The sequence below is a fragment of the Gluconobacter aidae genome (genome assembly GCF_009547075.1).
Lineage (GTDB): Bacteria > Pseudomonadota > Alphaproteobacteria > Acetobacterales > Acetobacteraceae > Gluconobacter > Gluconobacter aidae.
In genome coordinates, this window is sequence record NZ_WIPH01000006.1 from 74,810 (window position 1) to 101,555 (window position 26,746).

Sequence of the window (26,746 nt, forward strand, 5' to 3'; positions counted from 1 at the left end):
GGAAAAGTCTCTGAAATATTTCGTAACCACATGGATGTGTCTGGTTGAAACCGCAATGTGTTGTATTGCTTGACCGGGGAGGGGTGTCTCCTTACCTTTTCCGGCAATCATGCAGAAAACCAAGACACCTATCGCCCCGTCCCTCTCTCCTGACGCGCCGCTTCCGAAAGCATGGCCGTTCGATGAGGCACGAAAAATCACCGCGCGCATGGACGCGCGCGCTTCTGATGCTTCGAAGCAGGCTCCGGCCCTTCTGGAAACGGGCTATGGTCCGTCGGGTCTGCCGCATATCGGCACGTTTGGCGAAGTGGCGCGCACGACTTGGGTGCGTCAGGCCTATGAGGCGCTGACGGGCCGTCCGACGCGCCTGCTCGCGTTCTCCGATGACATGGATGCGCTGCGCAAGGTGCCGACCAATGTGCCGGAGCAGGACATGCTCGCGAAGCATCTGGGACTGCCGCTGACGCGGGTGCCTGATCCGTTTGGCGAATATGACAGCTTTGCCGCGCATAATAACGCGCGCCTTCGCCAGTTCCTCGACAGTTTCGGTTTCGATTACGAATTCGCTTCCGCCACGCAGTATTATACCAACGGTACGTTCGATGCGGCTCTGCGCCGCATGCTTGAAGTCCATGACGAAGTCGTGGCGACCATTATTCCGACGCTTGGTCCGGAGCGCCGTGCGACCTACTCTCCCGTTCTGCCGATCCATCCCGAGACCGGGCAGGTCATGCAGGTGCCGATCATCAAGGTCGATCCGGATGCCGGGACCGTTGTCTGGAAAGACGAGGCGGGCAAGACGTTCGAGACGTCCGTTCTGGGTGGTCATGCCAAGATGCAGTGGAAGGCCGACTGGGCCATGCGCTGGTATGCGCTGGGCGTGGACTACGAGATGTCCGGCAAGGATCTGATCGACAGTGTGAAGCTGTCCTCGAAGATCTGTCGTATTCTGGGCAAGGAGCCGCCTGCGGGTCTGACCTATGAGCTGTTTCTTGATGCGCAGGGGCAGAAGATCAGCAAGTCCAAGGGCAATGGCCTGTCGGTCGAGGAATGGCTGCGTTATGGCACGCCGGAAAGTCTGGCGCAGTACATGTTCCAGCAGCCGGCGCGGGCGAAGCGTCTGTTCTTTGACGTCATTCCGCGTGCGACGGATGATTACCTGACGCTCGTGCAGAAGGCCGGGACGCAGGAAGGGCCGGAGCTGATGGCCAATCCGGTGTGGTTCATCCATGGCGGAACGATCCGTCCGGAAGACACCAGCCCGGTGTCCTATACGGCGCTGCTGAACCTTGCGAACGTGGCGAATGCCGACAAACCGGAGACGCTGTGGAAGTTCCTGCGGCGCTATGATCCGACGCTCTCGCCCGAGACGCATCCGTATGTGGACCGGCTCGTGCACTGTGCGCTGACCTATTTCAAGGAGCAGGTTTACCCCAACAAGACCTATCGTGCGCCGACAGAGACCGAGCGGAAGGGGCTCGGGGATCTGGCGGACGAACTGGCGAAGCTGGCGCCGGACACACCGCCGGGTGAGGTGCAGGATGTGGTGTTCGAAGTGGGCAAGCGCTATTTCGCCAAGCCGGAACTGCGGTCCTGGTTCGGGTGTCTGTATGAAGTGCTGCTCGGACAGACCGAAGGGCCGCGCTTCGGGATTTTCGCGTCCCTGTTCGGGCTGCCGGAGACGGTCGGCCTGATCCGGGATGCTCTCGCGCGGCCTGTCGAAGAGCCTGTGCAGGACTGAGCCGTGGGCATGCCCGGAGATAACAGGCCGCAGGATGTTCAGGTGTCTTCCGTGATGGAAGAGCAGAGCCTGTCTGTGGATGTAGGGGCGGCTGACGGGACATGTGCGGAGACCGGGCAGCGGAAGCGGCGGTGGCAGGTGTTCATGTCCCGTGCGCCCGCTCTCGTGGGGCTGGTCCTGCTGGTGGCGGCGGTCGTCGTCATCTGGCGGGAACTGCGGCATCTGTCGCTGCATGATATCACCACGAGCCTGAGCGCCATTCCGGATTCCGCATTGCTGGCGGGTGGGGCGGCGACGGTCCTGTCGTATTTCATCCTGTCTTTCTATGACCGGCTGGCCTGTCTGCATGTCCGGGCGAAGGTGTCCTACCAGCGCTCGGCCTTTGCGGCGTTCTGCTCTTATGTGCTGTCCCATAATCTGGGATGTGCGGCGATTTCCGGGGCGGCGGTGCGTTTTCGGCTCTATCGGAGCTGGGGCGTGGCGCCGGGGGCGATTGCGCAGATCATTGCGTTCTGCTCGGCGACCTATCTGCTGGGGACGATGGCGCTGATTGGCGGCATCCTCATCATCGAGCCGCATGCCGTACCGGTTCTGTCCCATCTGCCGGAGTTCCTGCTCCGTCTGGCGGGGCTGGCGCTGTGGGGGGTACTGCTGGCTTATGTGCTGGTGGCGCGCGTCCGGCGGCATGTGCGGATCTGGAAATATGAGATCGAGCTTCCGGGGTCGGGTATTGCGATTGCGCAGATCGCGGTCAGTGCGGCGGATATGGCGGCGACGGCGCTGATTGCGTATTGCGTGCTGCCTCCGCTTCCGCCCGAGGCGCATTTCGGATTCGGGACGTTTCTTGCGATCTATCTGGCGTCCTATACGGCCGGGCTCATGGCCAGTGTGCCGGGTGGTCTTGGCGTTTTTGACGGGGCCATGCTGCTGGCGTTGCAGGCCTATCTGCCGGCGTCGCAGATCATGGGCGCCATCCTTGTTTTCAGGCTTTTCTATTACATCATTCCACTGCTTCTCGCGGGGCTGATGTTCGCGGGGCATGAGCTGTTTCTGCGCGGCGAACAGGCTCTGGTTTCGGCCGGGCAGACGCCGCGACGGGTGCGGCCAAGTCAGGTCATTCGGGAGTCGGAAGCAGATTTTTCCGTGGCCGTGGCGACGAGTGTTCAGGCGGTTGTGGGCATTCTGCTTGTACTTTACGCGCTTGTGGCGGATCTGCCGCCGCTTCAGACATCCCTTGGGGCGGCTGTGTCACAGATCGCGGATCTGCTTCTGACGGTGGCGGGTGTCGGGCTGGTGGCGCTGTCCTGGGGGCTGTCGCAGCGCGTGGCGTTGGCCTGGAAATTTTCCCTCGGGATGCTGGCTTCGGCGGCTCTGCTGCTGATGCTGCGTCATGCGCCGTGGGAAGGGCCGGTGGTCATCATCCTCGTGATGCTGCTGCTGCTGCCGTTCCGGAACTGCTATTATCGCCGGGCGCATCTTCTGGCCGCACCGCTGACGCCGTCGATGCTGGCGCCACTCTCGCTGTGGGGGCTCGGGCTGCTGGGGGTAGGGTGGGTTGCTGTGCAGCGGCATCTCGGGCCGATCTGGTGGCGGTCGATGATCTATGACGCCCATACGGCCGTCGGGCGCTGGTTTCTGGGATTTTCGGCACTGTGCGGGTTCTATGCCCTGTGGCGCGGGATGCGGAGGACACGGATCCGGTTCGAGGCCTGGACCGCCGAGAATGCGCATCGCTATCACAGTCTGGCTCATGCACTGCCACAGTTGGGCGCGTGCCGTCCGACCGGGCTGTTGCTGGATGAGGCCGGGCGTGCGGCCATTCCGTTCCTGCGGACGGGGCAGTTCATCATCGGGCTGGGTGATCCGGCCGGTTCTGAACGAAACTATGTTGCGGCAATCTGGCGGTTGCGGGATCTGGCGTTGCAGGAAGGGTGCAAGCTCGCCTTCATACAGGTTGGCCAGTCGCTGATGGCCGTCTATAACGATCTGGGACTGACGGTCTGTCCAGACAGGACGGCCGGGACGGTGTGCTGTTTTTCCGAGGATTATCGGATGCTGCGGGCTTTTCTGAAAGGTGAGGAACGGCTGGCACGCAAGCGCCAGCCACAGGCTGCGTCAGGTCTGACCGGCTCATGAGCGCAGGTTTATGAGTCTGGCGCCCGGGCTGGGGAATACGCTCAGCAGTTGGTTGATTGCCTTTCCGGCGCTCTTCTCGATCATCAATCCTCTCGGAGCGTCCCTGATCTTTGCTCAGGCGACGGAAGGGCGTGATCGCCGCGAGGTTGTCGAGCTGGCGCGTCAGGTGGCGCTGAATTCGCTGGGCATCATGCTGGTGTCCATCTGGTTCGGGAGCTGGATCCTCGGTTTCTTCGGGATTTCGATCAATGCGCTGCGGATTACGGGCGGGCTGGTTGTGGCGTCGCGTGCCTGGCTGATGCTGTTGCAGCCCGAAACGTCCGAGGCGCGCAAGGAAAAGCAGGCGCTACAGGGTGGCCGGACGGTGACGACGCCCGATTTGCGGGAAACGGCGTTCTTTCCACTGGCCATGCCGTTTACGGTGGGGCCGGGCAGCATTTCCGTAGCCATCGCGCTCAGTTCATCCACGCCGCCGAACATGCCCACTGCTGACTATTATGTCGGCGTATCGGCTGCCGCGACGACCATGGCGGTTGTGGTGGCGGTCGTTTACGCTTATGCGGAGCGGGTTGTCGCGATGCTGGGTGTAACGGGAACACGGATTGTCAGCCGGCTTGCGGCGCTGATCCTGCTGGCGATCGGGGTGCAGATTCTGGCGTCGGGCGTGGAAGGGTTCCTTGTCGAGGCGCTGAAGCAGGCCAAGGCCGCCTGATCAGTGCTCCGCCAGTATCGCGTGAACGCGCTTACGCAGGGCGGGAATGACCTCCTCCTGAAACCACGGCGCTTTTCTTTCCCAGACGCCAGTGCGCCATGAGGGGTGGGGGAGGGGAAAATATTCCGGCAGGTAATCCCGGAAATTCCGGACGCGTTCCGTGACTGAACCGCGCCCCAGAACATGGTTCTGGGAATAGCTTCCGACGAGCAGCGTCAGGCGGATATCCGGCATGAGGGAAAGGACGCGACGGCGCCACAGCGGGGCGCATTCCGGGCGGGGCGGGTTGTCGCCGCCTTTGGGAAGGCGTCCGGGATAACACAGGCCCATCGGAAAAATGGCGATCTGGCGCGTGTCATAAAAAACGTTTTCTGAAATGCCGAGCCAGTCGCGAAGGCGGTTACCGGAAGGGTCATAGAAGGATTTTCCGGCGATATGGGCCTTGGTGCCGGGAGCCTGGCTGGCGATCAGGATCCTTGATGTGGCGGAAGCATGGATCAGGGGTCTGGTGCCGAGCGGGAGATGGGCCTCGCAGACCCGGCAGGCCCGGACTTCCGTGAGGAGCGCCTCGAGGCGCTCCTCGGGTGACGGAACAGGCAAGGTCATTCTTCCTCGGGGATCAGCGGCATTTCCGGCTGCCAGGCGTATTCTTCGCGGGGGACATAGACGTGTTCGCCCAGACTTCGCAGACTCTCGAAGAGTGTAACATGCTCTACGGACATGGGTTTGCTGCGGAAGAGATTGTGTCGCTGGACCCATTTGATGGCGTCGGCCCGCTGGTTCGGGAAAAAATGCCCCAGAGTGATGGCGGGCTGGAAGCGGCGCTTGGCTGGAGGGCATCCGGCGCGGCGAAGGGCGCTTTCGATCTGGGACTGCAACGCATCCAGCTGGCGGGTGCGCTCGACCCCGATCAGGAGACTGTCCGCCGTGAGACCTTCACGAATGTCGGCCTTAGCGAGAGAAAGCTCGAAAGGCTGCCAGGCGAGGCGGGAGAGGGCGAGATCAATTTCCTCCAGCCGGTGCCGGTCCGTGATCTCTCCGATGAAGCGGAGGGTGATGTGATGGTTTTCGGCTGGAACCCATTGCACGCCAGGCATGGAACCGCGCATCAGCGCAAGCGTTTCCCGGACATTGGCAGGAAGGTCGAGTGCGACAAAAAGTCTCAAGAGGCTCGTTTCCCATGAAAAAGAAGTAAGGGACCGCGGAGTATTCTTGACCCTTGCGGCAAAAACCCCACATTCAGTCTGAGTGTACGGACGGCCCTCCCGGGTTCGTCAAGCGCCCTTTTCGAAAGGGTATCTCATTGGAAAAGGTGTCATGGCTTTCAATACCAACTTCAGCAGAGCCGGTGTACAGGCCGGAGCCGGCAGTCTAGATGCCGGGCTCCGTGCTTATATGTGCCGGGTCTTCAACTGGATGGCGCTTGGCCTGGTGATCACGGGGCTGGTCGCCTATGGCGTGGCGCAGACATCCCTGCGCGCGCTCTTCTTCCATCTGGCAGAGATGCCGAACGGGGCCATCGTCCTGCGTCCGACCCTTCTGGGTGGGATCAGCATCTTTGCGCCGCTTGTGTTCGTGATGGTCCTGTCCTTCGGGGTCAACCGTCTGTCCCGTCCGGCCGTGCAGGGGATCTTCCTGCTGTTCAGTGCGGCGATGGGGGCGAGCATGGCCAGCCTTCTGCTGAGCTATACAGGCGTTTCCGTGGCCCGGACCTTTTTCGTGACGGCCATTACATTCGCCGGAATGTCGCTGTGGGGATACACGACGGGAGCCAATCTTGTTCGACTCGGTTCCTTCCTGTTCATGGGATTGATCGGGATCATCCTGGCGTCCGTGGTGAACATTTTCATGCACAGTTCGCCGCTTGCCATGCTGGTTTCCGTAATAGGCGTGGGGCTTTTCACCTTACTGGCGGCGTATGACACGCAGCGTATCAAGATCACGTACCAGCAGTACATGGCTTATGCTGGTCCAGAAGATGTCGCGAAGCTGAGTGTCTATGATGCGCTGACGATGTATCTCAATTTCGTGAACCTGTTTCAGTTCCTGATCCAGTTCATGGGAGTTCGCTCCGGTAACAACGACTGAGATTACTATCTTCGCGATATTGGAGATCCTGAAAGGGGCGGCAGTCGATGCCGCCCCTTTCTGTTTTTGGACCAAAAAAGTCTTGAATTATTTCCACGAATTCTAAATGAGTTTACATTAAAAATCGGTAACATTCATATTTAATGAAAGTCGTAATTAGATCAAATGTGGCGAAAAACAGCCATTTCGCTCTGGCGTCCATTTTGGGGGAGTGCTCACGAAATCCGTGATAAGCCTTGTCTTTGAGGCGATTCAGGCGGAAAAAACCTGAGGAACCGGGACAGCCGTGTCCCATGCTGAATGAATTTCAGGGTCGGATCTTTGATCCGGTTCCTGACGTCAGGATACGAACGAGAAAGGTAGCAGACTATGGCAGCGTTCGGCGGCACTGATGCGGACCTTATCGTGTCAAACCGTTTCCCGGCGACTACTGCAAGCCGGAACGGATGATGAAAGCAGGACCGATGAAAAAACTCTGGCGATATCTCCCAGCGTTGCCGGCGCTGATGCTATCGGGTTGTACGGTTGATCTGCTTCAGCCGCGCGGCCCGGTCGCAGAAATGAACCGCGATGTCATGGTGGCGGAATTCGTCATCATGATGCTGGTCGTGGTTCCCACCTGCGTCGCGACGCTTTATTTTGCGTGGAAGTATCGTGCTTCCAACAAAGAGGCCGAATACCTCCCGACCTGGGATCATTCGACCGCAATCGAATATGTTATCTGGGGTGTTCCCGCCATCCTGATCGCCCTTCTGGGTGCTATCAGCTGGTGGAGCACACATGCTTATGATCCGTACCGCCCGCTTCAGACGGCTGACAACGTCAAGCCCCTGAATGTCCAGGTGGTCTCTCTCGACTGGAAGTGGCTGTTTATCTATCCGGACCTGGGGATCGCGACGATCAACCAGCTGGATGTTCCCACGAACACGCCGCTGAACTTCCAGATTACTTCTGACACCGTCATGACGTCGTTCTTCATCCCGCGTCTGGGATCGATGATCTACTCCATGCCTGGTGAACAGACCCAACTGCATCTGCTTGCAAGTGAATCCGGGGATTACCTGGGTGAGGCTTCACAGTTCAGCGGTCGTGGTTTCTCGGATATGAAGTTCCGTACCCTCGCCATGGATCCGGCTCAGTTCAACGACTGGGTTGAGAAGGTGAAGAGCGGAAGCGAAAATCTCGACGACACCACATACCCGAAATATGCTGCACCGCAGGAAGCTGCACCGGTACAGTATTTCGCGCATGTCCAGCCGGATCTCTTCGACGGCATCGTTGCCAAGTATAACAACGGCATGATGGTGGACAAGAAGACGGGCAAGGTCATGCACATGCAGTCTGCTTCCAACGCTGCACCGTCCGACACTGGCATGAAGGAATAACCGACAGATGCTCGGAAAACTCTCCTTATCAGCCATACCGTTGGATGTGCCGATTCTTGTCGGTACATTCCTCGGTGTTGCTGTCATCGGTCTCGCCGTACTGGGTGCTGTCACCTATTATGGCAAATGGGGCTATCTCTGGCGTGACTGGCTGACGACTGTCGACCACAAGCGTCTTGCCGTAATGTACATCATTCTGGCGATCGTCATGCTGTTCCGCGGTTTTGCGGACGCCATCATGATGCGGACCCAGCTCGCGCTGGCTTACAAGGGTAATCCCGGTTACCTGCCACCGCATCACTACGACCAGATCTTCTCCGCTCACGGCACCATCATGATCTTCTTCATGGCGATGGCGTTCATGACGGGCCTGATGAACCTGGTTGTTCCCCTTCAGATCGGTGCTCGCGACGTTGCGTTCCCGTTCCTGAACTCGCTCAGCTTCTATATGACGCTGGTCGGTGCCCTGCTGATCAACATCTCGCTGTTCATCGGTGAGTTCGCTCAGTGCGGCTGGCTGGTTTACCCGCCTCTGTCCGAAATGCAGTTCAGCCCCGGTGTCGGCGTTGACTACTATATCTGGGCCGTTCAGATCTCCGGTGTCGGTACGCTGCTGACGGGCGTGAACTTCTTCACGACCATCGTCAAGATGCGTGCGCCTGGCATGGGCTGGATGCAGATGCCGGTCTTCACCTGGACCGCGTTCTGCACGACCGTTCTGATCATGGTGTCCTTCCCGGTTCTGACGGTGACGCTGGCTCTGCTCAGCCTTGACCGTTACCTCGGCATGCACTTCTTCACGAACGATGCCGGCGGCAACGTCATGCTTTACCTCAGCATGATCTGGACCTGGGGCCATCCGGAAGTTTACATCCTCGTCATCCCGGCGTTCGGTGTTTTCTCCGAGGTCACTGCAACATTCTCCCAGAAGCCGCTCTTCGGCTACAAGACGATGGTGTACGCCACGTGCTCCATCATGGTGCTTTCCTTCGTCGTGTGGGTGCATCACTTCTTCACCATGGGTGCCGGTGCCAACGTCAATACCTTCTTCGGTATCATGACGATGATCATCGCCGTCCCGACGGGTGTGAAGATCTTCAACTGGCTGTTCACGATGTATAAGGGTCGCGTGGAATTCACGGCTCCGATGCACTGGACGCTCGGCTTCATGATCACCTTCTCCATTGGTGGTATGACCGGTGTCATGATGGCTATGCCGGCCGCTGACTGGATCCTGCACAACTCCCTGTTCCTGATTGCCCACTTCCACAACGTCATCATCGGCGGCGTGTATTTCGGCTACATCGCGGGCATGGGTTTCTGGTTCCCGAAGGCTTTCGGCTTCAAGCTGAACGAAGCCTGGGGCAAGCGCGCTTTCTGGTGCTGGTTCGTCGGTTTCTACCTGGCCTTCATTCCGCTGTATGTCCTCGGCCTCGAGGGTATGACGCGTCGTATGAACCACTACGACAACCCCGACTGGTATCCGTGGATGCTTGTTGCTGAAGTTGGTGCAATCGTTATCGCCTGCGGTATCGTCTGCCAGCTCACGCAGCTCTATGTTTCCATCCGTGACCGCAACCTGCCCGAGAACCTTGATCTGACGGGTGATCCGTGGAACGGCCGTACGCTGGAGTGGTCCATTTCCTCTCCGCCGCCGGCTTATAACTTCGCGGTCATTCCTGACATTCATGGTCTCGACACGTTCCACACCGAGAAGCAGCTGGGTCTGAAGGCTCACGGCAAGCCGCTGGCTCCGATCCACATGCCGAAGAATACATCCGCTGGTGTCTTCATCGGTCTGTTCAGCTTCATCCTCGGTTTCGCTTCGATCTGGTACATCTGGTGGCTCGCTGCCATCGGCCTGATCGGTATCGTTGCAACCATGATCCTGCGCAGCGCAAACCGCGACGTCGACTACTATGTCCCGGTGAGTGAAATCGAGCACAACGAGGAAGTCTATTCCCGTCGTATCGCCGCCGCGCAGGCTGCAGAGTAAGAGGGGGGCATAAGACTTATGGCTCACGAAGCAACAATGTCGCCTCTGGCACACGCTGACGATCACGGCGGGGAACATCATCACGAGACCCCGAACGTGTTCGGCTTCTGGCTCTACCTGATGACGGACTGCATCCTGTTCGGGTCGATCTTTGCTGCCTTTGCGGTCCTCCGGAACCAGTATGCCGGTGGCCCCTCGGGCAAGGAACTGTTCGACCTGACGAATGTGGGGATCGAGACGGCTATCTTGCTGTTCTCGTCCATCACATACGGCTTCGCCTCGCTGAACGCGCTGGCGAAGAACAAGACGATGGTTCTGCTGTGGCTGGCCGTCACGTTCGTACTGGGTGCTTCCTTCGTCGGTCTGGAACTGAACGAGTTCAGTTCCATGATCGCTGAAGGCAATGGTCCTGACCGTTCCGCATTCCTCTCGGCGTTTTTCACGCTGGTTGGAACGCACGGTCTGCACGTCACCTGCGGCCTGATCTGGATGGTCGTTCTGATGGTGCAGATGATGGGTCCGCAGGATCTGTCCGAGCGTATGATGAACAAGCTGGCCTGCCTCAGCCTGTTCTGGCACTTTCTTGACATCGTCTGGATCTGTGTCTTCTCGTTCGTTTATCTCGCAGGAGTGATGTAATGGCTCAGGCACACACAGCCCACGATAGCAGCCATGGCTCCTATTCGGCTTACCTGATCGGCTTCGTTCTGGCCGTGATTCTGACGGTGGCATCCTTTGCCGCTGTCATGACCCACGCCCTGTCTCCCGGGATGGCGCTGGCCGCACTGACGGTCCTTGCCGTTGTGCAGATCGTCGTCCATCTGGTGTTCTTCCTCCACCTGAACACCAGCAGCGAGCAGAGCTGGAACCTGATGTGCTTCATCTTTGCCGCGGCATCGGTGATCGTCATCATCGGCGGTACGATCTTCATCATGCACGACACGGCCATCAACATGATGTCCCGCTAAGGTTTCTTTCGAAACCTGAGGGAAGGGCTGGCGGGAGACATCCTGCCAGTCCTTTTTTTATGTCTGGTGTCCTTGGTGTTCCAGTCCGGTAAAGGCGTTGAGCCATCGGCCGGACATAAAAAAACCCGGTCTCCTGGAAGACCGGGTGAAAGATGCCGCCAAAGAAAAGTGGGGATCAGTCCTTGTGGGGCGCTTCGGACAGCATGGCGGCCTTGTCGGGCTTGTCTTTCCATTCTTCGGCGTCCGGCATGGCGTCGATCTTGCGGGTCATGTTCGGCCATTGCGTCGAATATTTCGCGTTGATCTCGATCCATGGGGCGGCGCGGTTGTCGCTGTCCGGGAAGATGGCCTCTGCCGGGCATTCCGGCTCACACACGCCGCAGTCGATGCATTCGTCAGGATTGATGACGAGGAAGTTCTCGCCTGCGTAGAAGCAGTCTACGGGGCAGACTTCCACGCAATCCGTGAACTTGCAGCGAATGCAGTTTTCGGTGACCACATAGGTCATTGACGTCTCCGATCGTCTTGCTGGTCCGGCATCCGGCCGGTTTCATCCGAGCGGGATGATATGCGAAGGTTTGGCCTCAGACGCAAGCATCCTCAGCCGTCTTCTGTGATGGCTTCATAAAGAAGTGCGGCTTCTTTTGCCGGACCGCGGCGTTCACCAAGATCCAAGACGCGCCACACGCGCACTTCTCCGCCAGAAACAGCCGGAAAAGTCAATATGTCGCCAACGTGAAGTTTGGCATGGGGCTTGCTGGTCGGCTGCCGGTTGATGCGGATGCGGCCCTTGCTGATGATGGCGGCACAGAGGGGGCGCGTCTTGGCGACACGAGCGTAATACAGCCACTGGTCCAGCCGCTGGTAGTCTTCGCTCATGGACGGATTTTTTCCCTGAGAGCTGCGAGCGCTGCGAAGGGGCTGTCGGTTCGGGGAGGGGCCGGACGTCTGGGCGGCGTGTGGTGCGGCGCGGATCTGCGCCGACGTGATGCCCGGGTCTTGCGGTCGTTCAGGATCATGAGCGGACGGGGCGGCCCTGCATGGGCGGATGAGGGGGCTTCGGCCGGCTGGTGTGCGATGCCGAGGCCTTTGAGAATGGAGGGGAGCATGTCGGCTTTTACGCCCAGTCTGGAGGCCAGGCTGAGTGGGGCGGCGTGGTCGTGGCGGACCGCGAGCTGGTGCATTTCCGCGATACAGCGTTCCGCAATGTCGAGACGCAGGCCGGTGTCGCCTGCGCGGATCCAGCCGAATTGACCGTGGATCTCGCTCCAGGGCAGCGAAACGCGGCCGGGAGCGGTTGGGCGGATCGGGGTCTTGTTGTGCAGGGCATGGAGAAGGCCCAGAAGCGCGAGCGGACGGGTCCGGAAGAGGGCGGGACAGTAGATCGAGAAACGTCCGACCTCGACGCCTCCCTTGCGCAGTCTGTTTTTCAGGGCCGGGGAAAGAGCGTGGTCTTCGGGGAGGGTTTCGGTGATGCCACCGTCTTCCATGAGGCGGTGCAGGATCGCGCGGAGCTGGGGTTCGCGTTCGGCGAGGGCCTGACTGCGGTAGAGAGGCTTGAGATCCCGCTGGATGAGCTGTGCCACAAAGTCCAGCAGGCGCGTTTCGACATGGGTTTTCTGGAAGGTGTCGGTGAACTCGGCCGGGAAAAGCTGGATGGCGGGGCGGAGCAGGAAGGGGCTTGCGGCGAGGCGGCCGAGGCGTGTGTCTTCCCAGAAGAGTTCGCCGTTTGCTGTGTCCAGTCTGAGGGATGTGTCGGGTGCGTCCTGCAGCATGCGGATACGACGCGGGATTTCGTGCAGCAGGGCCTTGCGGCCGGCGCGCAGGATGATCTGGCGGTCAGGGCCTGCGGCGACATCCGTTTCCAGTGTGAAGCCACGGATGCGGCCGATACTGTGGCCTTCGACGAGGACTTCTCCGTCCGGTTTGACGGCGGAAAGCAGGCTGCGGTCGCTGTCACTGTCGAGGCGGCGAAGGAGCGTTGTGGCGCGGCGGTCCACGAAGCGGGCGGTGAGGCGTTCGTGCAGGGCATCGGAGAGCAGGTCTTCGACTTCGCGGGCCCGTTCCTGCCACATCGTGGAGTGGCGGCTCCACTCGGTGCGAGCGGCGACGTAGGAGCAGACGCGTACGCCGGTGAGGCGGTGCATCAGCGTGTCGATATCGCCTTCGGTTTTGGCCAGGCCACGGATATGGCCTTCCATCCAGTTGGCTGGGACGGAGCCTTCCTTGAGCAGATGCATATAAAGACGCGCGCAGAGACGGGTGTGGCTGTCGTCACCGAGTTTGCGGAAATCGGGGATCTGGCAGACGTCCCAGAGCAGCATGGTGGCGCGTTTGCCCCGGGCGCTCTCGCGGATGCCCGGATCGAGCATCAGGGATTCGAGTGTGGTGACGTCCGAGACCACGCGGCCTGCTGTCAGGCCACGCAGTGGAGGCGGGCGGGTCAGGCTTTTGAGCAGGTTTGCGGGGTTGGTGAAGTCCAGCTCGTGGTTGCGCCAGTAGAGGCGCTGGATCGGGTCGAAGCGGTGCTGTTCGACGGCTTCGACGAGGGCGCTGGACATGGGTGGGCAGTCGGCCGTGGTGCCGAAGGTGCCATCTTTCATGCCGCGTCCGGCGCGTCCGGCGATCTGGGCGATTTCCTGTGGGAACAGGGGGCGGGGGACCGTGCCGTCGAACTTGCTGAGCTGGGCCAGGGCGACGTGATCGACGTCCATGTTCAGGCCCATGCCGATGGCGTCGGTTGCGACGAGATAATCGACTTCTCGGTTCTGGTAGAGCTCGACCTGGGCGTTGCGGGTGCGGGGGCTGAGCTGGCCCATGATGACGGCACAGCCGCCACGACGCCTGCGGATGACTTCGGCCAGCGCGTAGACCTCGCTCATGGAGAAGGCGACGATCGCCGAGCGGGGGGGCAGGCGGGAGAGTTTGGTGTGTCCCGTGCTGCTCAGGCTGGAGAGGCGGGTGCGGATGTCGATCTCGATGCCCGGGACGAGCTTCTGGAGCAGCGGGCGGATGGTTTCTGCGCCGAGGAAAAGAGTCTCGACCGTGCCGCGTGCGTGGAGCAGGCGGTCCGTGAAGATGTGGCCGCGATCCGGGTCCGAGGCGAGCTGGATTTCGTCGATGGCGACGAACTCCGCCTTGCGGTCCAGCGGCATGGCTTCGACGGTGCAGGAAAACCAGCGGGCTCCGGGTGGGACGATTTTTTCTTCGCCCGTGATGAGGGCGACGCTGCGCTCGCCCTTGATTTTGACGAGGCGCTCGTAGTTCTCCCGGGCCAGAAGGCGCAGGGGGAAGCCGATGATGCCGGACGCATGGGCCATCATGCGCGTTAAGGCATAATGGGTTTTGCCGGTATTGGTGGGGCCAAGGGCAGCACGGATGCTGGCTGGCATGGTATGATAGCTGGACGAGGTTCCGTGGAATGCACCCTTCATGTCTGAATGGTCGGGTGCCTGCGGGGCAAAAGCAAGCATCTGAAGCCTTCCCGGATGATCTTTATCGGGTGGGACCTGTATTTGAGGAAGAAAGTCTTATGAATCCGCATCCCCGGCTTCCCTTCGTAACATCTGCCGACGCGGCTTCGGCCCGTCTGGTTCATCTGGTGGCCTGTGAGGACAGTGCGACCGTCTTGCACCTTCTGGGGGAGCATGCGGCGTTTCTTCAGGGACAGGGATTTTCCGCAAAGGACGGCGCTTTTACACTGCTGCCGGGGGACGGGGGCGTGGGCTCGGCGATTCTATGTGTGGCGTCCGCACGCGCCAATGATCCGGTGGTTTTTGGCAAGCTGGGGACAGCTCTGCCGGACGGGGACTGGACGGCGGTGCTCCACGGGCTTGATGAGGGGGCGCTGGAGAGCGCGCTGCTCGGGTTCTGCATGGGGGCGTATCGTTTCAGTCTGGGCGAGAACAAACCTGTCACGACGCGGATGGTCGTGCCGGATGAGGCGCAGCGGCTGGTAGCGCTGTCGAAGGCGGTCTGGTTCGGGCGTGACCTTATCAATATGCCCGCCAATCTGCTGGGGCCGCGTGAACTGGCGGATATGGCCGGTGCGGCGCTGGTGCATCGCGGGGCGAGCGTCAGTCTTGTGGACGGGGATGATCTGCGGAGTGCGTATCCATGCCTGGCGGAAGTGGGCGAGGGGTCGGAGCGCAAGCCGGTCGTGGTCGTGGCGCGGTGGAAGGTCCGTGAGGGTGCGCCGCGGGTTTCGCTGATCGGCAAGGGCGTGTGTTTCGATACGGGCGGGTACGATCTCAAGGGCGCGGCGGGCATGTTGCGTATGAAGAAGGACATGGGCGGGGCAGCGCTAATGTTGGCCGTCATGTGTGCTGCGATCGACCTTGGGCTGGATGTGGATCTGGAACTGCGTCTGGGCTGTGTGGAGAACAGTGTCTCGGGTCATGCCATGCGGCCTGGCGACGTGCTGCGGACGCGGAGTGGCAAGACGGTCGAGATTGGCAATACGGATGCGGAAGGGCGTCTGGTGTTGTGTGATCTCATAACGGAGGCGTCTGAAAGCCGTCCGGATGCCATTCTGGATGCTGCAACCCTGACGGGTGCTGCGCGTGTGGCACTCGGTCCGGATGTGCCCGCGCTGTTCAGTAATGACGATGAACTGGCCTCACTCATTCTCGAATCGGGAAAAACGACCGCCGATGTAATGTGGAGAATGCCGCTCTGGCATGGCTATGATGCATGGCTGGATAGTAAAGTGGCCGATTTTGGAAATGTGACGTCCAAACCCATGGCCGGTGCGATCACGGCCGCGCTTTATCTTCGGAAATTCGTTCCGGACGGCCAGAAATGGGCGCATATCGACACTTATGCGTGGAATGACGGTGCCCGGCCGGGCCGTCCCGAGGGCGGAGAAGTGCTTGGGCTTCGGGCAATTCTGGAGAGTTTGTCACGAATTCATAATAATTCCTGAGCTTCCATAAAGCGTTTCACTCGGCGAACAGTGTGGCCGAGCGATGGAGTGTTAAAAGATTAGGGTGTCAAACGCGCTTTAATGAGGCATACGCCCTTTTATCGTTTCGATGCAGAGTCATCGTCTACTGGATTGTTTTGGAACCCGTATGCTTGCGCATGCGTTTCGAAACACCATCTGAATGCCACTACGGTCTCTCCCGATATGGAGAGGCAGAGACAATTTCACGTCGACCCTCATCCCGTCGGCTCCTGTTATGGGATCGGACAACAGATGAGGGAGGGACTGCTTAGGAGAGAGATCATGCCCCAGGCTACCAATGATCAGATGCTCAACCTTCTGTGCGACACCATCGTTTCCATGGTGCGTCGTGACGGACCCGACCTTTCGGCCCGCCAGCTTGCCGTTTTCCTGACCTGCTATCTGCGGGATGGAGCGCATACGGTTCGGGGCCTGGCTCTGGAACTCAAGGTGTCCAAGCCCGCCATCACCCGCGCGCTCGACCGCCTGGGCGAGCTGGATCTGGCACGCCGCAAGGTTGATCCGCTGGATCGCCGTTCGGTGCTGGTGCAGCGCACGCTGAAAGGCTCCACCTTCCTGCGTGAAATGCGCGCCGTCATGGCGGAAGCTTCCGGCACGCGCTCCACGCGCACGGAACGCGCTTCGGCTTCTGTCGAGCGTCTGAGCAGCCGTCGCGCCGGCTGATTTAAGCCGCTGGATTACCAGCGGTCCTGCACGCGGGTTCCGGCCCGCGTGCAGACATATCCTGTCCATGCAAGCTGTGGCAGGACGATCATCAGGACCATCGTGATGATCTGACCTGTGGCGAAAGCCGCAGCGCCCCAGAGGGCAAATCCCCAATAGAGACATGTGACGAGCGGGACGGGCAGTCCTGAGCGGACAGCCAGTTGATAGAGATGGCCGCGATGGGCCTGTGCGAGCCTGTCACCGGCGCGTGCCCGGCGTGCGAGCGTGAAGGTCACGTCCCACAGAACCCCCGAGAGCAGGGCGACGACGAGCACGGCGCTCCCTGTGCCGAAGCCGGTCATGCCGCCCCAGGCGATGGCGAGACCGACTGGCTGGCTGCCGACATCGCCCATGAAGATCCGCGCTTTGGGGAAATTATAGGGCAGGAAACTCAGCAGGCAGACGGCGAGCAGGACGAAGGCGACGGGCATGAGGCCCGTGCTGGCGAGGAGCAGAGCGGAAATGGCCATGACGCCAGAGGCCAGCCCATTGATGCCATCGATGAAATTGAGGGCGTTCGTGATGAAGACGGCAGCGAGCACGAAGGGGATCAGTTCGGGCAGGGTTGCGCCCGTTCCGACGGCCGCGGCGATTGCCGCCACGAACTGGGCCGCGAGCTTGTAGCGCGCGGGGAAAGGGCGGACGTCATCGAGCCATGAGACCGTGCCGAGGAGGATCATGCCGACCAGCAGCCCCGTGATGGCGGGAACGATGCGCATCGAGGCATGGGCCTCGTAAAGGGCGGGGGGCAGGCACAGGATGAAGGCGCCGATGATGCCGATCCCGCCGCCTTTGGGCGTCGGGCGGGTATGGGAACTGCGGGCGACGGGGTGGTCCAGAACGCCCGCGCGGATCATGAGCAGGATAAGGAGATTGCACAGGATAACGGCGGCGATGCAGGCGAGCGTGACGCCGCTGGTCAGGTTCTGGAAAGAAAAGGGCATGGGACGACTTTATGGGAGGGAGGCTTTTGGCGCTATAAGGGGCGCGTGACATCCGTTCATCCCACAGGGCCCACATCTCCGGCCTCAATGCCCCCCTCAGGCCCGGCCGCGCGTTCTTCGATGCCGGTGCGGCGCATCGCCCTCAATGTGATGCTGGACGGAATCGTGTCCGCCGCGGCGGCTCCCGTGGCGCGCTGGCTGGCTGATCCGGCAGGGGGATGGCTTCATCCGCTGTGGTTCATCGCCGGGGGCGGGATCACGCTGCTGGTGGGCGGACTGCCGTTCCGTATTCCGCAGCAGTACTGGCGGTTTTCGGGTGTGGCGGACCTGTTCAATATCGCCTGTGCGTCGATTCTGAGCGCGCTGTTGTTTGCGGAACTGCTGTATGTGGCGGGCTATCCGCTGCCGACGCCGACTTTTCCCATCATTCATGCGCTGGTCCTGCTCGTGTTCCTGGGCGCCATCCGCATGATGTGGCGGCTGGCGGCGCGGCGCGGAAGCCTGACTCTGGATGGTGAGCGCATCCTGCTGCTCGGGGCGGATCATGAAGCGGATCTGTTCATCCGGGCGATGGAGCGCGACAGTGCAAACAGCCGCCGTGTGGTGGGGCTGCTGACGGGTGGGGCGCAGCAGGCCGGGCGACGTATTCATGACTGCCCGATTCTGGGAACGATCAGCGAAACGCCTCTCATTCTGGAGCGGCTTTCTGCGGCGGGAAGGTTGCCGGACGCGCTCGTCATCACGGCGGGCGAGATCAAGGGCCGGGAGCTGGCCCGGATTCTCGAAGTCGCGCGAGTCTATGATCTCGACGTGCAGCGCACCCCCTCACTGACAGCGTTAAGGCCGGCGGATCGTGTGGAACTTCGGCCCATAGCAATCGAGGACCTGTTGAACCGGCCACAAGTGGCACTCGATTCGCAAGGGATGGCGCGGCTGATTTGCGGGCGCGTCATTGCCGTGACGGGGGCAGGGGGAAGCATCGGCTCCGAACTGGCGCGGCAGATCGCGTCTTTTCAGCCCGCCGCGCTTCTGCTGATCGAGAGCAGCGAATATGCCCTGTGGCAGATCAATCTGGATATTTCGGAGCGGTTTGGTGACGTGAAACGCCATCAGATCATCGCGGATGTGCGCGACAGGCGGCGCATTGCTGAAGTCTTCGGAATGTACCGGCCGCATCTCGTTTTTCATGCGGCGGCGCTCAAGCATGTGCCGATCGTGGAGGACAATCCGGTTGAGGGGGTGCTGACGAATGTGATTGGCACGCGCATCGTCGCGGATGAGGCCGAGCGGGCCGGAGCGCAGGCGATGGTCATGATTTCCACGGACAAGGCGGTCAATCCGTCCAGTCTGATGGGAGCCAGCAAGCGCTGTGCCGAAGTGTACGGGCAGGCGCTTGATATGCGCGCGCGGGCCGGGCAGGGCGGCATGCGCTGTGTGACCGTGCGGTTCGGTAATGTGCTGGGCTCCACGGGGTCGGTCGTGCCGCTGTTCCGCAGGCAGCTTGAGCATGGCGGGCCGCTGACGGTCACGCATCCGGACATGACGCGCTATTTCATGACGGTGCCCGAGGCGGTGGGGCTGGTGTTGCAGGCGGCGGTGCGTGGCACGCATGAGCGCGCGCAGAACGATGCGACGGACCAGCGGCTCAGGCAGGGCGGTATTTTCGTGCTCGATATGGGGGATCCGGTGCGGATCATGGATCTGGCGTTCCAGATGATCCGTCTGGCCGGTCTGCGGCCGGAGACCGATATCGAAATCCGCTTTACCGGGCTGCGGCCAGGCGAAAAGCTGTTCGAAGAGCTGTTTCACGGACGCGAGGCGCCGGTTCCGACCGATGCGCCCGGTCTGCGGATGGCGTCTCCGCGCACGGTCGATTTCAAGGTGGCGCGTGCTGCGATGGATGAGCTGGAGGCGGCCTGTCACGCGAATGATCTGGGCGCCATCATGAGCATCCTGTACAGGCTGGTGCCCGAATTCCTTCATAACCGCGACGGTGGAATGCCGGTTGCGATGTCCCATCCCGATCCGGAGATGATAGCGCCATGACAAGGCAGATTGCTTTTCTCGACCTTCCCGCCCAGCAGGCGCGGCTGAAGGGCAGCATCCAGAAACGTGTGGACGCCGTGATGGCGCATTGCCGTTTCGTGCTTGGTCCTGAAGTGCAGGAACTGGAGCAGCGTCTGGCGGAGTTCGGCGGTGCGAAACATGCGATCGGCGTGTCGTCCGGAACGGATGCGCTGCTGATGGTGCTGATGGGCGAGGAGATCGGGCCGGGAGACGCGGTCTTCCTTCCGGCCTTCACCTATACGGCGACGGCGGAAGTTGTTCTGCTTCTGGGGGGGACACCGGTTTTCGTGGATGTGGACCCGCAGACCTTCCAGATCAGTCTTGAGTCCCTGAAGGAACGGCTTGAGGCCATGCGTCAGGCCGGGGAGCTTGAGCCCCGGGTCGTGATCGGCGTGGATCTGTTTGGTCAGCCCGCGCCCTGGGACGAACTGAAGGTCTGGACAGCACAGGAAGGTCTGACGCTGGTGGCCGATTGTGCGCAGTCCTTTGGTGCGACGTATCATGGGCGTCGTCTGGGGCATGAGGCGAAGGCGACAACGCTGTCCTTCTTTCCGTCCAAGCCGCTGGGCGGTTACGGAGACGGTGGTGCGATCCTGACGGATGATGACGATCTGGCGGCGCTGTATCATTCCCTGCGCACGCATGGAGAAGGGCGCACGCGCTACGAAGTCGAGCGGATCGGCATCAACGGGCGTCTGGATACGCTTCAGGCCGCCGTGCTGCTGGCGAAGCTCGACGTGTTCGGAGACGAGCTGAAGCGTCGGGATGCGATTGCTTCGGCCTATGATGCTGCCATGCCGGAAGGCGTTGTTCCACCTGCGCGCGTTGCCGACAGCGAGAGCGCCTGGGCGATTTATACGGTTCTGTTGCCCGAGGCGCGCAAGCGGGATTCGCTTCAGGCGTTTCTGAAGGATGCGGGTGTTCCGACGGCCATTTATTATCCGAAGCCGCTTCATCGTCAGCCGGCCTATGCGCCGCATCACGATGGTGCCGTGCTGCCGGTGGCCGAAGGGCTCGGTGCGCGGGTTCTGGCCCTTCCCATTCATCCCGAACTGACGGACGATGACGTCAGCTACATCATTGCAACCCTTAATCGCTGGGCAGGAGAACAGGCGTGAGACGCGAACAGAAACTTCTGCTGGTTTTTGCGGCCCTTGTTCTCATCCCGGTGGGCATCATCTGGTTCGTGACCTGGCCGCTGCTGCATGCGTGGAAATTTCCAGAGGTGACGGCCGGACGGCTGAGCGCGCCCGTCAGCCGTGAACTCACTGCGGATGAGGTTCAGAAGGTCAATCTCTGGCTTCAGTCGCATGAGACGGCCTGGGGTCCTTCGGGTGAGCGTCCGCCTGCACCGGGGCAGGTCATTCTGGAAATGACCACGGCGCGGGGACAGCCGGTCATCGTGTCCATCTGGAAGCACAAGAAACAGGACGATATTATCGGCGTTCAGCTCGAAAAGAACGGCCCGTACCGGATGAATGCCTTTCCGGACGCGCAGGTCATGGCGCTTCAGCCTGATGGCGCCCAACCTGCGAAATAAAGAGACGGATACGGGTTCCGATGACATGAAAAAGACCGGCCTCCGCAGGGAGTGCCGGTCTTTTTTTGTCCTGTAGCGGATGGCGTGTCGGAGCGGATTTACTTTTGCTGTTTTTCTTCCTGTTCCGTGACTTCGCCGACGGCGCGGCGGGTCTGGTTTTCGTCCTCCAGCGGGGCCGTGGCCTTGTCGCCCATGGCCAGCAGGGCGGCCGTGATGGGAGAGGCCAGGATCAGGCCGGGCGCGCCGAGGATGGAGCCGAACACCGTCTGCGAAAGGATGGCGAGGGCGGGAGGCATGTGAACGGCGCGGCGCTGGATCAGCGGGGCGAGGACGTTGCCTTCGAAGAACTGGATCACGCAGTACAGGATGCCGACGAACAGGGCTTCGTGGGTGCCGAGGGACAGGCCAAGCAGGACGGCGGGAACTGCGCCGAGAATGGCGCCGATATAGGGAATGAAATTGCACAGCCCCGCCACGACACCCAGCGCGAGCGCGAGCGGGACGCCGATCAGCGACAGGCCGATGCCGGAGAGCAGTCCGACCACGAGCATGTCCAGCGCCTGTCCGGCGGTCCAGGCCCAGAGGGTCGCGCCGGCGGTCAGCATCAGCTCCCGCGCTGCGGGACGGTGCTGCGTGGGAACGAGACGCAGCATGCCATCGATATAGACGGCAGGGCTCAGTGCGAAATACAGCCCCGCGATCAGAACCACCAGAAGGGTTCCGAGGATGCCGAATACGGAGCTGAGCAGTCCTGTGACCGAGCCTGCGAGGCCCGAGCCCAGCGAGCCTAGGCTCGCGGTGCCTGCGGCATTGCCTCCCAGCGACGAGGGCAGGTGATCGAGGACCATCTGGCCAAGCGTTGAGCCGGAGAGATGGGTGCGGACTTCTCCCGACTGGGTGATGAGAGCCTGTTTGAGGCGGATGAACTGGTCGCTGATGGCCGGGCCGCTGTACCAGCCCAGTCCGAACAGGGCCACGAGGATCACGACAGTGACCAGGGCGACTGCCCCCTGATACGGGATGACGGAAACACGACGCCGGAGCATGCGCGCAAGTCCGTGCAGGACGATTGCCACGAGAGCGGAGGCGAAAATCACGGCCAGGACATCGCCGATCAGCCAGATCGCCAGAAGTCCCAGTGTGAGAGCGAGCGTGATGCGCAGCAGACCGGCGATTCTGGACAGTTCCCGCGCGCGAGGTTCCGTCTCGCTGCGTTCTGCCGGATCGGAAAAGGAGATGGGCATGGGGAAGGTCTGTCCTTGGTCAGTCATTGCCGACTGGCTTATGGGCAGAGGGAAAGGGGGTCAATGGATCACCTTCTTTTGTCGACAGGCCCACATGCGCGCGCCCGGCAGTGTCAGGCCCGGACGCAATGTGCGGAGGGCCTTGTCCGTCCAGCGCATGGAGACGCCTTCACGGCCATGTCACCCATCGCCGTCCGTCGTGAGAGGCGTTTTGATCCGGCGCACAGGGGCATACTGCCGACCTGCATGCGAAGGTCGCGGTGTAGCGGGGCGACCCATAATTCCGAGACGCGCCTGTCGGACCGGAAAGAGCCGGAACAGGGATAATCCTCGGGGGAGGCTGGGGCTCCCGTGAGAACTTGTGGATAACAAACTGTTTTTATTAAATATTTTCGATCAGGGAAATATCAGAAGGTCAGCCGGTGGCTTCCTCAAGCTCTGTCTGGGCTTCAAGCCAGCTTTCCTCAACGGTTTCAAGAGTGGCGTTGAGCGCGGCGAGATGGACGTTCAGAGACGTCACTTCCCCGGTATCGCCGGACTGATAAAGGGCCGGATCGGCGAGTCTGGCCTCGATTTTCGTCTTCTCGCCGGTGAGCTGGGCCATCTTGTTCTCCGCATCGCGGATTTTGCGGCGTAAAGGGGCGAGGGCGCGGGTCTGTTCCTTGCGGTCGATCCGCTTCTGGGCGGAGGAGGAGCCGCTGGTTTCTGATGAGGTGGCGGCCTTGTTGCGCTCGGTCATTTCGGCGCGGGCTTTGCGGGCGCGTTCGAGGAGCCAGGCACGGTATTCGGCCATATCGCCCTCGAAGGGGGCGATCGTGCCGTCTTCCACCAGCCAGAAGCGGTCGGCGACCGATTCCACGAGATGGCTGTCATGGCTGATGAGAACGACGGCCCCTTCGAACGCCGACAGCGCGCGGATCAGGGCGTCACGGGCATCGAGATCGAGATGGTTGGTTGGTTCGTCGAGGATCAGCAGGTGCGGGGCTTCGCGGGTGGAGAGAGCGAGAAGCAGGCGGGCCTTTTCGCCGCCCGAGAGTTCTCCGACTTTGGTCTCGGCGCGGTTTTCATCGAGGCCGAACCGGGCGAGCTGTGCGCGGACGGCAGCGGGGAGCGCGTCCGGCATGGCGCGGCTCATATGGTCGATGGGCGTGTCGGTCAGGACGAGTTCGTCGCTCTGGTGCTGGGCGAAATAGCCGATCTTCAGCTTGGGTGAATGGGTATAGGTGCCCGACATCGGCTCCAGCCGACCGGCCAGCAGCTTGGCGAAGGTGGATTTGCCGCGGCCGTTCTGGCCGAGCAGGGCGATCCGGTCTTCCATGTCCAGACGCTGGTTCAGGCCCTTGAGCACGACGCGACCGTCATAGCCGAGGCTGACATTGTTCAGGCTCAGCATCGGCGGGGGCAAAGGCTGCGGTTCGGGGAAGGAGAAGCGGGTGGGGGTGTCTTCCACGACGCTGTCGATCTGTGGAAGGCGTTCGAGGGCCTTCAGCCGGGCCTGAGCCTGTTTGGCTTTCGTGGCCTTGGCGCGGAAGCGGTCCACGAAGGACTGCATATGGGCGCGCTGGGCGGCGATGCGTTCGGCGGCACGGTTCTGCTGGAGGGCCTGTTCCGTGCGGATGCGGACGAAATTGTCGTAGCCACCGGGAGTGACGCTGATTTTCTGGTGATCGAGATGGGCGATGGCATCGACGGTGTTGTCGAGCAGGGAGCGGTCATGGCTGACGATGATCGCGGCACCGGAGAACTTCGCGAGCCAGGATTCCAGCCAGAGCGTGGCTTCGATGTCGAGATGGTTCGTCGGTTCGTCGAGCAGCAGCAGATCGGGGTTCAGGAACAGGGCCGTGGCGAGGGACACGCGCATCCGCCAGCCACCAGAGAAGTCCGAGACGGCACGGTTCTGCGCGTCCTGATCGAAGCCGAGGCCGGAGAGAATGGCACCGGCGCGGGCGGGGGCTGTGTAGGCGTCGATGGCGATGAGGCGTTCATGGACGTCTGCAATGCGGGCCGGATCGGTCGCGGTCTCGGCTTCCGCGAGCAGGCGCGTGCGTTCGAGATCGCCTTCGAGGACCGTATCGAGAATGGAGGTGCTGCCCGAGGGTGTTTCCTGTTTGACGCGACCCATTGTGGCGCGGGCGGCGAGGGTGATGGTGCCGCCATCGGGGACGAAATCACCGGCGATCGCAGCCAGCAGGGTGGACTTTCCCGCGCCGTTCTTGCCGATCAGACCGATCTTTCGTCCCGGGTCCACGCTGAGGGACGCGTTGTCCAGCAGGGTGCGGCCCGCGATGCGGAGGGTCAGGTCGGTAATGGTGAGCAGGCTCACGGGCGCCTCGATCAGTCGGAAGAAAAGAAACAGGGGACGTTAAAATACTGCGACAGACCTATCAGGAACGATGAATTTGCTCTAGTGGAACGGCGGTATTGACCCGCTGGTCCCGGAAGGGGCCGGTCCTAACCAGGAGAAGAAAGATGGCTCTCGAGCGCACGCTTTCCATCATCAAGCCCGACGCCACCAAGCGTAACCTGACCGGCAAGATCAATGCCGTGTTCGAAGGCGCTGGCCTGCGTATCGTTGCCCAGAAGCGCATCCAGCTGACCGAGAAGCAGGCTGGCGCTTTCTATGCCGTGCACAAGGAGCGTCCGTTCTACGGCAGCCTCGTGTCCTCCATGATTGCCGAGCCGGTTGTCGTTCAGGTTCTTCAGGGTGAAGGCGCCGTTGCCAAGAACCGCGAAGTCATGGGTGCGACGAACCCGGCCGACGCTGCTGAAGGCACTGTCCGCAAGCTGTTCGCCGAGAGCATCGAAGCCAACTCCGTGCATGGTTCGGACAGCCTTGAGAACGCGAAGAACGAGATCTCCTTCTTCTTCGCCGAGACCGAAATCCTGCCGTAATCTGCGGATTTTCCGATTTCAGGGAAAAGCCCCCGGGACGTTCGTTCCGGGGGCTTTTTTTATCGGGTCAGGGTGACGGTGGAACCAGGCCGGACCGGGATCGTGACGGTTGTGCCCGGTGGGCCGGCATCGAATCTTCGGGCCGCCTCGCTGAAGCCGCGATCGGCTTCCATGGCGATTTTTCGGTCATGCGGAATACCCAGAACCACCACAACCAGCAGTGCGCCCGTTGCGAGGGCACGGGTCAGGCCGTGTCCGGAGAAGGTGACGGCGACCAGAGCTGCCAGCCAGAACAGGATGGGCATGAAAAAATAGCGCATACCTGCGTCCGGGATGAACATCGCGTGCCATTGTGGCATCGTGGTGGTGACGATGGGGTGTGTCAGGGGCGCAGCAAGAATGAGCATGACGAAGACCAGCGCATAGCGCAGGGCAATCCAGCGTCGTACGGCCTGAAAACAGATCATGCCGGCTGCGAGATCAACCAAACATGGGAAAACGGGATTTTGCCAGATCCGGGTGGAATAGAGGTATTCGAGGTGATTGTGGCTGATCAGGGGAGCCAGAAAAAGCTGTGCCGCGAGAAGGCAGATGAGGGCTCCAAAACTTGCGCCCAGAGGTGTGTTGGGTCTTGAACTGCCACTGCTCTGGATGATGGGAACGGCCTGGATGGCCACGCCGCAGGCCACAATGGCGAGGCGTGTGTAATAGGTCGGCTCGCGGTGGATGATGGTGCGGGCTGCGGCAATCGGCAGCAGCAGAAGGCAGAATGGTCCGCTCAGCGCCGAGATCAGCAGAAAGACATGATCGAACACCTGCCCCGCGCGTGTCTGTGGAGGGTCGGAGACGATGATCAGGAAAGCCAGAACAGCAAGATGCCACTGGCTGTTGGTCAGGTTGACGAAGACTTCATCCGTATTCGGTGCAACGCAGAACAGGATCCCAGAATGAACCGGACGGCGGAACTGGGGCACAGAGCTGCTCCGCGGTCCGAAAAAAGAAACGCAGCGGGGAGAAGCTGGAAAATAAAGGCGAAGCCGGCATAGATCGCCGGGTTCCAGGCGAGCGGAAACGGCACGGCAACAAGTGCCACCATGCGGCTGATCGTCTGGAAATATCCCGTGTGCGAGAGGGCGAGGGAAGACCAGCCCAGATGATACGCTTCCGGATACCAGTTCCACCCGTCTTCGCCCCAGAACCGCGCATGAAGCAGGATGTCGGGGGAGCGGAAAAAAAGAAGCCCTGCAAAGATGATCACGCCAAGCCAGAAACGGTGGTTCAGTCGGGGTGAAAGAATGGCGGGCAAGGAGGATTTCCCTTGTTTTCAGTCAATCTGAAAAAAGATGTCAGGGCGCGCGATAC

General features: G+C 61.1%; 24 protein-coding genes. 14 read left to right on the top strand and 10 right to left on the bottom strand.

Features of this window, described 5'->3' with window-relative positions; genetic code table 11:
* The first annotated feature begins 109 nt into the window (after positions 1–109).
* Genes GFJ39_RS04545 through GFJ39_RS04555 form a run of 3 tightly spaced genes read left to right on the top strand, consistent with a single transcriptional unit; the run spans position 110 to position 4,589 of the window.
* Positions 110–1,741, top strand: coding sequence for a lysine--tRNA ligase (locus tag GFJ39_RS04545; RefSeq protein WP_153430226.1), 1,632 nt, complete (start codon positions 110–112; stop codon positions 1,739–1,741).
* A 54-nt stretch (positions 1,742–1,795) separates the two neighbouring features.
* Positions 1,796–3,877: a lysylphosphatidylglycerol synthase domain-containing protein gene (locus tag GFJ39_RS04550; RefSeq protein ID WP_153430261.1), complete on the top strand. Its 2,082-nt coding sequence runs from the start codon at positions 1,796–1,798 to the stop codon at positions 3,875–3,877.
* Between the two features lie 10 nt (positions 3,878–3,887).
* Positions 3,888–4,589: a MarC family protein gene (locus GFJ39_RS04555; protein WP_153430227.1), complete on the top strand. Its 702-nt coding sequence runs from the start codon at positions 3,888–3,890 to the stop codon at positions 4,587–4,589.
* On the opposite strand, the gene GFJ39_RS04560 is transcribed toward GFJ39_RS04555, so the two are convergent.
* Both GFJ39_RS04560 and thpR read right to left on the bottom strand, forming a co-directional pair.
* Positions 4,590–5,195: a uracil-DNA glycosylase family protein gene (locus GFJ39_RS04560; protein ID WP_153430228.1), complete on the bottom strand. Its 606-nt coding sequence runs from the start codon at positions 5,193–5,195 to the stop codon at positions 4,590–4,592. It abuts the gene before it with no gap.
* Positions 5,192–5,755, bottom strand: a complete 564-nt coding sequence (gene thpR, locus GFJ39_RS04565; RefSeq protein WP_153430229.1) for an RNA 2',3'-cyclic phosphodiesterase — start codon at positions 5,753–5,755, stop codon at positions 5,192–5,194. Before thpR ends, GFJ39_RS04560 begins: the two co-directional genes overlap by 4 nt.
* Positions 5,756–5,906: 151 nt before the next feature.
* Here thpR and GFJ39_RS04570 point away from each other — a divergent pair, with 151 nt between their 5' ends.
* From GFJ39_RS04570 to cyoD, 5 genes are all read left to right on the top strand, one after another.
* Complete coding sequence (locus tag GFJ39_RS04570) at positions 5,907–6,677, top strand: Bax inhibitor-1/YccA family protein (protein ID WP_153430230.1); 771 nt, start codon at positions 5,907–5,909, stop codon at positions 6,675–6,677.
* A 446-nt stretch (positions 6,678–7,123) separates the two neighbouring features.
* Positions 7,124–8,062, top strand: coding sequence for a ubiquinol oxidase subunit II (gene cyoA / locus GFJ39_RS04575; RefSeq protein ID WP_153430231.1), 939 nt, complete (start codon positions 7,124–7,126; stop codon positions 8,060–8,062).
* Positions 8,063–8,069: 7 nt separating this feature from the next.
* A complete protein-coding gene (cyoB, locus tag GFJ39_RS04580; RefSeq protein WP_153430232.1) occupies positions 8,070–10,058 on the top strand; it encodes a cytochrome o ubiquinol oxidase subunit I in 1,989 nt (662 codons plus the stop codon).
* Between the two features lie 18 nt (positions 10,059–10,076).
* Positions 10,077–10,697 carry a cytochrome o ubiquinol oxidase subunit III gene (gene cyoC / locus GFJ39_RS04585; RefSeq protein ID WP_153430233.1) on the top strand — a complete coding sequence of 207 codons (621 nt, stop codon included), beginning with the start codon at positions 10,077–10,079 and terminating at the stop codon, positions 10,695–10,697.
* Positions 10,697–11,026: a cytochrome o ubiquinol oxidase subunit IV gene (cyoD, locus tag GFJ39_RS04590; RefSeq protein ID WP_153430234.1), complete on the top strand. Its 330-nt coding sequence runs from the start codon at positions 10,697–10,699 to the stop codon at positions 11,024–11,026. The genes cyoC and cyoD overlap by 1 nt, the downstream gene beginning before the upstream one ends.
* 175 nt (positions 11,027–11,201) lie before the next feature.
* Here cyoD and fdxA read toward each other — a convergent pair whose 3' ends face one another.
* The 3 genes from fdxA to GFJ39_RS04605 form a co-directional block, all read right to left on the bottom strand.
* Positions 11,202–11,534, bottom strand: a complete 333-nt coding sequence (fdxA, locus tag GFJ39_RS04595) for a ferredoxin FdxA (RefSeq protein WP_153430235.1) — start codon at positions 11,532–11,534, stop codon at positions 11,202–11,204.
* Positions 11,535–11,626: 92 nt separating this feature from the next.
* Positions 11,627–11,905, bottom strand: a complete 279-nt coding sequence (locus GFJ39_RS04600; RefSeq protein WP_062507469.1) for an RNA-binding S4 domain-containing protein — start codon at positions 11,903–11,905, stop codon at positions 11,627–11,629.
* Complete coding sequence (locus tag GFJ39_RS04605; protein WP_194285292.1) at positions 11,902–14,460, bottom strand: helicase-related protein; 2,559 nt, start codon at positions 14,458–14,460, stop codon at positions 11,902–11,904. Before GFJ39_RS04605 ends, GFJ39_RS04600 begins: the two co-directional genes overlap by 4 nt.
* A gap of 98 nt (positions 14,461–14,558) precedes the next feature.
* On the opposite strand from GFJ39_RS04605, the gene GFJ39_RS04610 reads away from it, so the two are divergent.
* Positions 14,559–15,950, top strand: coding sequence for a leucyl aminopeptidase family protein (locus GFJ39_RS04610; RefSeq protein ID WP_153430237.1), 1,392 nt, complete (start codon positions 14,559–14,561; stop codon positions 15,948–15,950).
* A gap of 303 nt (positions 15,951–16,253) precedes the next feature.
* A complete protein-coding gene (locus tag GFJ39_RS04615; RefSeq protein WP_024717011.1) occupies positions 16,254–16,655 on the top strand; it encodes a MarR family transcriptional regulator in 402 nt (133 codons plus the stop codon).
* Positions 16,656–16,669: 14 nt separating this feature from the next.
* Here the strand turns inward: GFJ39_RS04615 and GFJ39_RS04620 are convergent, their stop codons facing one another.
* Positions 16,670–17,641, bottom strand: coding sequence for a glycosyltransferase family 4 protein (locus tag GFJ39_RS04620; protein WP_153430238.1), 972 nt, complete (start codon positions 17,639–17,641; stop codon positions 16,670–16,672).
* 87 nt (positions 17,642–17,728) lie between these two features.
* On the opposite strand from GFJ39_RS04620, the gene GFJ39_RS04625 reads away from it, so the two are divergent.
* From GFJ39_RS04625 to GFJ39_RS04635, 3 genes are read left to right on the top strand one after another with little or no spacing between them, the layout of a single operon-like run.
* Positions 17,729–19,687 (top strand): polysaccharide biosynthesis protein, encoded by a 1,959-nt coding sequence (locus GFJ39_RS04625; RefSeq protein ID WP_153430262.1) that lies wholly within the window; start codon positions 17,729–17,731, stop codon positions 19,685–19,687.
* The gene (locus GFJ39_RS04630; RefSeq protein ID WP_153430239.1) at positions 19,684–20,826 is read left to right on the top strand and encodes a DegT/DnrJ/EryC1/StrS family aminotransferase; all 1,143 of its coding nucleotides are present in this window, start codon (positions 19,684–19,686) and stop codon (positions 20,824–20,826) included. Before GFJ39_RS04625 ends, GFJ39_RS04630 begins: the two co-directional genes overlap by 4 nt.
* Positions 20,823–21,248 carry a hypothetical protein gene (locus GFJ39_RS04635; RefSeq protein ID WP_325062829.1) on the top strand — a complete coding sequence of 142 codons (426 nt, stop codon included), beginning with the start codon at positions 20,823–20,825 and terminating at the stop codon, positions 21,246–21,248. Before GFJ39_RS04630 ends, GFJ39_RS04635 begins: the two co-directional genes overlap by 4 nt.
* A 98-nt stretch (positions 21,249–21,346) precedes the next feature.
* Here the strand turns inward: GFJ39_RS04635 and GFJ39_RS04640 are convergent, their stop codons facing one another.
* Both GFJ39_RS04640 and GFJ39_RS04645 read right to left on the bottom strand, forming a co-directional pair.
* Positions 21,347–22,492: an AI-2E family transporter gene (locus GFJ39_RS04640; RefSeq protein WP_153430241.1), complete on the bottom strand. Its 1,146-nt coding sequence runs from the start codon at positions 22,490–22,492 to the stop codon at positions 21,347–21,349.
* 415 nt (positions 22,493–22,907) lie between these two features.
* A complete protein-coding gene (locus tag GFJ39_RS04645) occupies positions 22,908–24,815 on the bottom strand; it encodes an ABC-F family ATP-binding cassette domain-containing protein (RefSeq protein WP_325062830.1) in 1,908 nt (635 codons plus the stop codon).
* Positions 24,816–24,961: 146 nt separating this feature from the next.
* Here GFJ39_RS04645 and ndk point away from each other — a divergent pair, with 146 nt between their 5' ends.
* On the top strand, positions 24,962–25,384 hold the full coding sequence (gene ndk / locus GFJ39_RS04650; RefSeq protein ID WP_153430243.1) for a nucleoside-diphosphate kinase: 423 nt from the start codon (positions 24,962–24,964) through the stop codon (positions 25,382–25,384).
* Positions 25,385–25,443: 59 nt separating this feature from the next.
* Here the strand turns inward: ndk and GFJ39_RS04655 are convergent, their stop codons facing one another.
* A complete protein-coding gene (locus GFJ39_RS04655) occupies positions 25,444–26,358 on the bottom strand; it encodes a hypothetical protein (RefSeq protein WP_153430244.1) in 915 nt (304 codons plus the stop codon).
* Entirely contained in the window at positions 26,277–26,690 is a 414-nt protein-coding gene (locus tag GFJ39_RS04660) for a hypothetical protein (RefSeq protein ID WP_153430245.1), read from the bottom strand. The genes GFJ39_RS04655 and GFJ39_RS04660 overlap by 82 nt, the downstream gene beginning before the upstream one ends.
* Positions 26,691–26,746: the final 56 nt, after the last annotated feature.